Raw genomic sequence first — 6,643 nt, forward strand, 5'->3', positions numbered from 1 at the left:
TCCTAATCCCACAGCCTGGCGGCTGTTAAGAACCTTGATAGAGGCGGCAGGCCACAAAATGCCCGTTGCCTAGATCCTCCAGATGGATGTCCTGCCCAAGGCATTTCCTTTCACAGTAGTCGCATCTTGACGCGAATCGGCAGCCCGGCTTGGGATTGATCGGGTCCGATACCTCGCCCCTGATGATCTGCCTGTTCCTTGTGCCCGTGAGCCTCGGAACTGGGATTGCCGAGAGGAGCGCTTTGGTGTATGGATGCAGCGGGTTCTTGAAGAGCTCTTTGGCTCCGGCCCGCTCAACGCACTGCCCCAGGTACATGACGGCAATCTCATTGGAGATGTGTTTTACCACAGAGAGATCATGGGTAATGAACATGTAGGTAAGCCCCATTTCCTCCTGCAGGTCCATGACCAGGTTCAGTATCTGCGCCTGGATCGATACGTCCAAGGCGGACACCGGTTCATCGCACACGATGAACGGCGGCTTCAACGCCAGGGCCCGGGCGATCCCAATGCGCTGGCGGCGTCCACCGTCCATCTCGTGGGGATAGGCGTTGACGAAGCGCTCCGCAAGCCCGACCGTGTTCATAAGGTCAAGCGTCCTTTCCGTCATTTCTCGCCTGCTTTTGCAGGCGTGATTCATGATCAGCGGCTCCGCGATGAGGTCGAAAACGGACATTCGGGGGTTCAGGCTGGAGAACGGGTCCTGGAAGATAATCTGCATCTGACGCCTGGCCTTTTTCATCTCCTGCCAGCTGTATTTCAATATGTCACGTCCTTCAAACAGCACCTTGCCGGAGGTCGGCTCAAGGAGGCGAAGCACCAGTCTTCCCAGGGTCGACTTGCCGCAACCGGACTCCCCGACAACGCCGAGGGTCTGTCCCTTCTTGATCTCAATGCTAACGCCATCCACGGCGCGAAGAAGGCCAGTGTTGACCTTGAAGTACTTCCTTAGGTCAATGGTCTTTACCAATGGCTCCAGGGCTCGTACCTCCCTTCAACAAAGATGACAAGCGATCACGTGCTCGCCAAAGCAGCGTGGCTCGGGTTGTTGTTGCCTGCATATCTCCAGGGATGACCTGCACCTGGGGTGAAACCTGCAGCCTGGGGGCAGGTTGGTGGGATCGGGCATCAGCCCGTCAATGGGGCTCAACCTGCGGGTCTCGACCTCAAGATCGGGTATCGAGCCAAAGAGGCCCAGGGTATAGGGGTGGTGCCTGGGCCCTTCGAACACATCGCGGGCGGTTCCCTTCTCCACGATCTCCCCGGCATACATGATGGCCACCCTGTCGCAGGTCTGGGCGACAACACCCAGGTCGTGAGTGATCATGATCATTGAGGTTCCCATCTTTTCCCTGAGCTCCTCAATCAGGGCCAGCACCTGGGCCTGGATCGTAACGTCCAGGGCGGTGGTCGGCTCATCGGCAATGAGTAGCTCGGGATTGCACGCAAGGGACATCGCTATCACAACGCGCTGCTTCATTCCGCCTGAGAACTGGTGAGGATATTCGCCCTTTCTTCTTGGCTGTATGCCGACGAGCATGAGCAGCTCATCCACCTGTGCCTCTATCTCGCTCCTGGTGCTCTTGGGATTGTGGATCTCCAGTGATTCCCTGATCTGATCACCCACGGTCACGATGGGGTTGAGCGATGTCATGGGATCCTGGAAGACCATAGCTATACGGGCGCCGCGTATCAGTCTCATCTCGTTCTTGGGCTTGTCTAGGAGGTTTTCTCCGTCAAAATAGATCTCTCCCTCAGTGATGCGCCCTGTCCTCTCGGGTAGTAGCTGCATTATGGCCAGGGCGGTTGTCGTCTTTCCGGCTCCAGTCTCGCCAACCAGCCCAACGGTCTCCCCGCGCCTGATATCGAAGCCGATCCTGTTGACGGCATGAACGATCGCTTCATCCGTCTTGTAGACTACACTGAGGTTCTTTATAACCAGGAGCCTCATGGCATTCACCTCAGTCCTTTAGCCTTGGGTCAAGAGCGTCTCTGAGCCCGTCACCCATGAGGTTCATTGAGAGGGCGGTCAGGACGATTGCCATCCCTGGAAATACCACGAGATGGGGTGAGTATAGCATGTAGTCCTTGCCTTCGGAGAGCATTGAGCCCCATTCCGGTGTGGGCGGCTGTATTCCCATGCCGAGGAAGCTCATCGCCGCCGCCCAGATAATCATGCTACCCACCGACATCGTAGCCTGGACGATTATTGGGCCGATGGCGTTGGGCAGGATATGCTTCAGAATGATGAAGTAGTCGGGCGTGCCGCATGCCTTGGCAGCTTCGATGAAGTCCTGCCCGGTGACCGTTAGGATCGCCGCGCGGATCACCCTGGTGTAGTACGGGACCATGGACAGCATCAGGGCGATCAGCACGTTTATCAGCCCTGGCCCGAGGGCAGCCACAATAGCGAGGGCCAGGAGCATGAAGGGCATGCACATTATCGTGTCCATGACCCTCATTATCAACGCATCCATCCTGCCGCCATAGTATCCCGCTGTCGCGCCGAAGACGCCGCCGAGGGAGATGCCCACGATTACAGCTCCGATCCCCATGACCAGGGAGTTTCGCGTGCCGTGGATAATGCGGGCGAAGATGTCCCTGCCGTACACGTCGGCGCCAAACCAGTGATCAGCCGAGGGGGGCTGTAGCCGAATCTCGATGTTCTGTTCCAATGCTACCTGGTAGGGAACGATGAGGTCGGCAAAGATCGTGCAAAAGAGGATCACAATGAAGATCGCCATTCCGAACATGGCGATCCTGTTCTTTTTCATCCGCGTCCAGATCTCTTTGGACCGGCTCCTCCGTTTGCACCTCTTCACAGGTAAGACGCTAGTCACGCTGCCCATGATCCCGTGTCCCCTCGCCTATCCTCGTTGGTATCGAGCCCTGATCCTCGGATCTATGTAGGCGTAGAGAATATCCACAACCAACATGACCATCGTGAAGAAGAGGGCCAAGAACAAGGCACAGCCGGTTACCTGAGGAACGTCCTTCATCCTGATGGCATCGATGATGAGCTTGCCGATGCCGTTGATAGAAAAAACTGTTTCGATGACCACCGCGCCACCGAGAAGCCATCCGAATTCCATTCCTGCTACGGTGATAACGGGCAAGAGCGCGTTTTTCAGGGCGTGGTGGAAGATGACCTTCCTCTCTGCCTGTCCCTTGGCCCGGGCGGTGCGCACGTAGTCCTGTCTCACGGTCTCCAGCATCGTTGTGCGGGTAAGCCGCAGAAGCGACGCCGATACTGGGATCGCCAGCGTAAATGCCGGGAGTATGTAGTGTATCCACGTATCATTCCCGTTGGATGGAAGCCAGCCAAGCTTCAGCGCAAAGAGCAGGATAGCCATTAGTCCAAACCAGAATCCTGGCATAGCCGCCATGAACATGGCGGCGGCAGTACCCATGACGTCGTACAGGCTGTACTGCTTCACCGCGGCAAGGATCCCGAGGGGAATGCCAATCATCACAGATACCAGGATGGCAAAGGAGGCCAGCTTCACGGTGGTCGGGAAGCGGGTGATGATCTCGCCGAACACCGACCTGCCGGTGGTATACGATTTCCCCATGTCTCCGCCGACGAGCTTTAGCACATAGTCCCCGTACCTGATAAGGAACGGCCGGTCAAATCCCAGCTCCCGGTTGAGCTTGGCGATGGCCTCAGGTGTGGCCTGCTGCCCGAGCATGACCTGTGCCGGGTTGCCAGGCGTAAGGCTCATAATGCTGAAGACGACGAAGATGATGGCAAGCAGGGTAGGTATCAGGATCAACAGTCTCTTGGCAATGTACCTGCCCATTTTTTTCACCTTCCGCTCCATGACAAAAACCTCGGATGCCAAGATGGGGATTCACAGTCCAGATCCTTGCATCCTCTCAATCAGGTTCGCCAATTGCTGCCGCTACAGGGGCAGCCAGGCACTTTAGCCAGCAACAGGGACGTGAATGCCCTCGCCAGATCAAGGTTTTTTACATATATATAATTCTGCGCTTGAGTATTCATCATGGAACTAAAATTTCCTCCCGCCTATTTATATTTTTTAAATTGGCTCTAAAAACTACTCCAACACCAACGCCTTCCCTATCCCTCCGGTTACAGACGAAGGAACACCGCGAATTGGCATGTGATCCCGGCAGGCTGTCGCTCTTTGTGGCAGCCCGGGAAGGGAGAACGAGGCCCGAGACTCTCACTGGAGAGGGTTAAGAAGGACTAAAGCGGTGAGGGCCTGGAGAAACCCCTGTCCTACAACCAAGAGGAAAGGATGAGACGACAAGGCCGGGTCACCGGTGTCAACACACCTCGGTGACTACGGCCGCGGAACCTCTCTGATCACGCCTGCCCAGGCACTTCCCATCGCCCCTTGTCAATGCCCAGTTCTTGATGGAGCCAAAGCCGGGAGGAATGCGTGGCCTAAGCTAGCGAAGCACCATGTTCAGGCCGCCGAGTACTACGCTAGCTTTGGTGGCAGCCTGCAATTACCGTCACCTGGATGGGGTCAGCCGGCGTATCTCCTCAGGCCGGCAGCCTTGATAAAGGCTTGGGCAGTTGACATCCTCCCCAGGCTCGTAGCCAGGAGATCCTGCCACGCCCCCTGAGTCTTGTGGTGGGTCACTTTGTGGGTTCCCGGTGCATCGAGCGGCGTCGTTCTCTAAGGCTTGATATCCCACCTGCTCGGCGGCAGTCTTTCGACACATCGATCATGCCGCACCCGGAGGGGACGGAGACTGGATAGTGGGACTTGAGGTTCATCGTATTCCGGGTAGACAAGCAACAATTACACCAATGCTCTTCTGGCTTCCCCCCCTCTCAACCGGCGGAGGGCTCCCGGGTTTTCGGGTCCAATCACCTATCAATGCTGCGGGGAGAAAGCCGCTGTACAAGGTGGAGGAATTCTATGCGGAGCAGGACGTGGAGAAGGTTCTCGGGGAAGGGGTCAGGGCGGAGGACATCAACGACGACGCCTTGGGGCGAACGTTGGACAGGATGGCTCAGGTGGACCTGAAAGGGCTGTTTTCCAGTGTGAGCCTTTCGTGTGTTCTCAAGGACGACATAGAGGTAAAGAGCGTACACGCAGATACGACGTCGATTTCGGTATATGGGGAGTACGAGGATGACAGTGCGATAATCGAGATAAACCACGGCCACAGCAAGGACAAGAGGCCGGACTTACAGCAGTTTGTATGCGGACTTCTGGTGAACACCGAAGGGATACCCCTGGCGGGTGATGTGCTCAGCGGCAATACCAGCGACAAGACGTGGAACGGGAAGGTCATCACGGAACTCGAGGCACTTTTTAGGAAACACGGGAAGGACATCGTGTGCGTTGCCGACTCGGCGCTGGTAGGCAAGGAGAATCTTGAACTGATGGCCCAAGAGGGTATCCGTTTCATTTCCAGGGTCCCGGGAACGTTTGGAGTGGAGGAGGCCATCAAGGACATTGCATGGGAAAAGGACGACTGGGTCGAGATGGGTACCTTTTCCGAGAGATATAATGCGGCAGCATACAGGGCCCAATCCTTTGAGCAGGAGATAAACGGGAGAAGGTACAGGTTCATAGCGGTAGGGTCAACTAGTCTTGACCGCCAGAAGGAGAAGACGCTGACAAAGAGGCTTGCAGCGGAGAGGCTGGAGATCGAGAAGGCGGCAAGGGAACTGGGAAAGAAGGGGTTTTACTGTCAGGCCGACGCTGAACAGGCGGCGGTCGAGTTTCAGAAGGAACATGGCGGGCACTTCTCAATGGGTTTTCAGGTAAAGCCCGAGGTCACGATCATACGCGGCAGGGGTAGGCCCAGGAAGGGAATAGAGCCTGTGACTGAGACCCACTACCGGGTGGTGCTTTCAGTGGGCACGGCAAGGCAAGAAGTCGTACAGCGCACACATGAGAGACTATCCACGTTCGTACTGATCACCAACGTGCCCCGGGAAGAAATGAACGACAGGGAGGTACTATCGGAGTACAAGTCGCAGGGTCGGACCGTAGAAACCAAGTTTCGCTTTCTCAAGACCCCACGTATGTGGACGGCATCTATCTGAAGTCGGTGAACTGGGCATACGCACTTGCCTACGTCTTTCTTCTGGCGCTTCTCATCGCCACCTACCTGGAACGCAGGGTGAGGGTCACACTGGCCGCCCGGAATGACACCATCAAGTTGCCCGGGAAGAGGGTGGTCAACAAACCCACAGTGGCCTCCCTGCTGGAGTTGCTCAGGTCATTCCAGGTGATACTCGTAGACACCGGCAACGGTACACTCCGGGTGCTGCCCAGCAACACCAACCCCGAAGTCCTCAAGGCACTGAGGTTGGCCGGGTTCAGTGAAGATATCTATCTGAAGTAGATGACAGAATATGGGTCGGAATTCACGTGTGATGGGCATCATGGGTGCGGAAGATGTGCGGCTATAACCTAATGTCTTTCTCACAACGGACCAGTTCTTTTGCTCTACATAGCAGCTGTCATTCTTCCCTAGAGGGCCTTGCCCGGGTGAAGGTGATGTGGTTTTGATCACAAAAGCTAAAGTAGTGTCCGGTAGAATGGTGTAAAAAGGGAATCAGAGGTAGAAGGGCCTAGAGAGGAAGGTGAGGAGGAAAGGCCACCCTCTCCCTGGTAGATGGAAAGGTGAGTAAACCAAACATCACCAGGAG

At 56.1% G+C, this 6,643-nt stretch carries 6 protein-coding genes; 2 read left to right on the forward strand and 4 right to left on the reverse strand.

Translation table 11 applies throughout. From position 1 onward, the window contains the following. Positions 1-25 precede the first annotated feature (25 nt). Genes AB1576_14250 through AB1576_14265 form a run of 4 tightly spaced genes read right to left on the reverse strand, consistent with a single transcriptional unit; the run spans position 26 to position 3,800 of the window. Entirely contained in the window at positions 26-979 is a 954-nt protein-coding gene (locus tag AB1576_14250; protein ID MEW6082886.1) for an oligopeptide/dipeptide ABC transporter ATP-binding protein, read from the reverse strand. Between the two features lie 15 nt (positions 980-994). Beyond that, positions 995-1,951: an ABC transporter ATP-binding protein gene (locus AB1576_14255; GenBank protein MEW6082887.1), complete on the reverse strand. Its 957-nt coding sequence runs from the start codon at positions 1,949-1,951 to the stop codon at positions 995-997. A gap of 10 nt (positions 1,952-1,961) precedes the next feature. Next, entirely contained in the window at positions 1,962-2,849 is an 888-nt protein-coding gene (locus AB1576_14260) for an ABC transporter permease (protein ID MEW6082888.1), read from the reverse strand. A gap of 18 nt (positions 2,850-2,867) precedes the next feature. Further along, positions 2,868-3,800, reverse strand: a complete 933-nt coding sequence (locus AB1576_14265) for an ABC transporter permease (GenBank protein MEW6082889.1) — start codon at positions 3,798-3,800, stop codon at positions 2,868-2,870. Between the two features lie 983 nt (positions 3,801-4,783). On the opposite strand from AB1576_14265, the gene AB1576_14270 reads away from it, so the two are divergent. Continuing rightward, the gene (locus tag AB1576_14270) at positions 4,784-6,034 is read left to right on the forward strand and encodes an IS1634 family transposase (GenBank protein ID MEW6082890.1); all 1,251 of its coding nucleotides are present in this window, start codon (positions 4,784-4,786) and stop codon (positions 6,032-6,034) included. Next, positions 6,016-6,336 (forward strand): hypothetical protein, encoded by a 321-nt coding sequence (locus AB1576_14275; protein MEW6082891.1) that lies wholly within the window; start codon positions 6,016-6,018, stop codon positions 6,334-6,336. The genes AB1576_14270 and AB1576_14275 overlap by 19 nt, the downstream gene beginning before the upstream one ends. Positions 6,337-6,643: the final 307 nt, after the last annotated feature.

The sequence above is a fragment of the Bacillota bacterium genome (assembly GCA_040754315.1).
Lineage (GTDB): Bacteria > Bacillota > Sulfobacillia > DUSP01 > JBFMCS01 > JBFMCS01.

Coding starts and splice junctions, on each gene's coding strand:
- AB1576_14265 (MEW6082889.1), bottom strand. CDS start 3,800: ATGGGCAGGTACATTGCCAAGAGACTGTTGATCCTGATACCTACCCTG.
- AB1576_14270 (MEW6082890.1), top strand. CDS start 4,784: ATGCTCTTCTGGCTTCCCCCCCTCTCAACCGGCGGAGGGCTCCCGGGT.
- AB1576_14260 (MEW6082888.1), bottom strand. CDS start 2,849: ATGGGCAGCGTGACTAGCGTCTTACCTGTGAAGAGGTGCAAACGGAGG.
- AB1576_14255 (MEW6082887.1), bottom strand. CDS start 1,951: ATGAGGCTCCTGGTTATAAAGAACCTCAGTGTAGTCTACAAGACGGAT.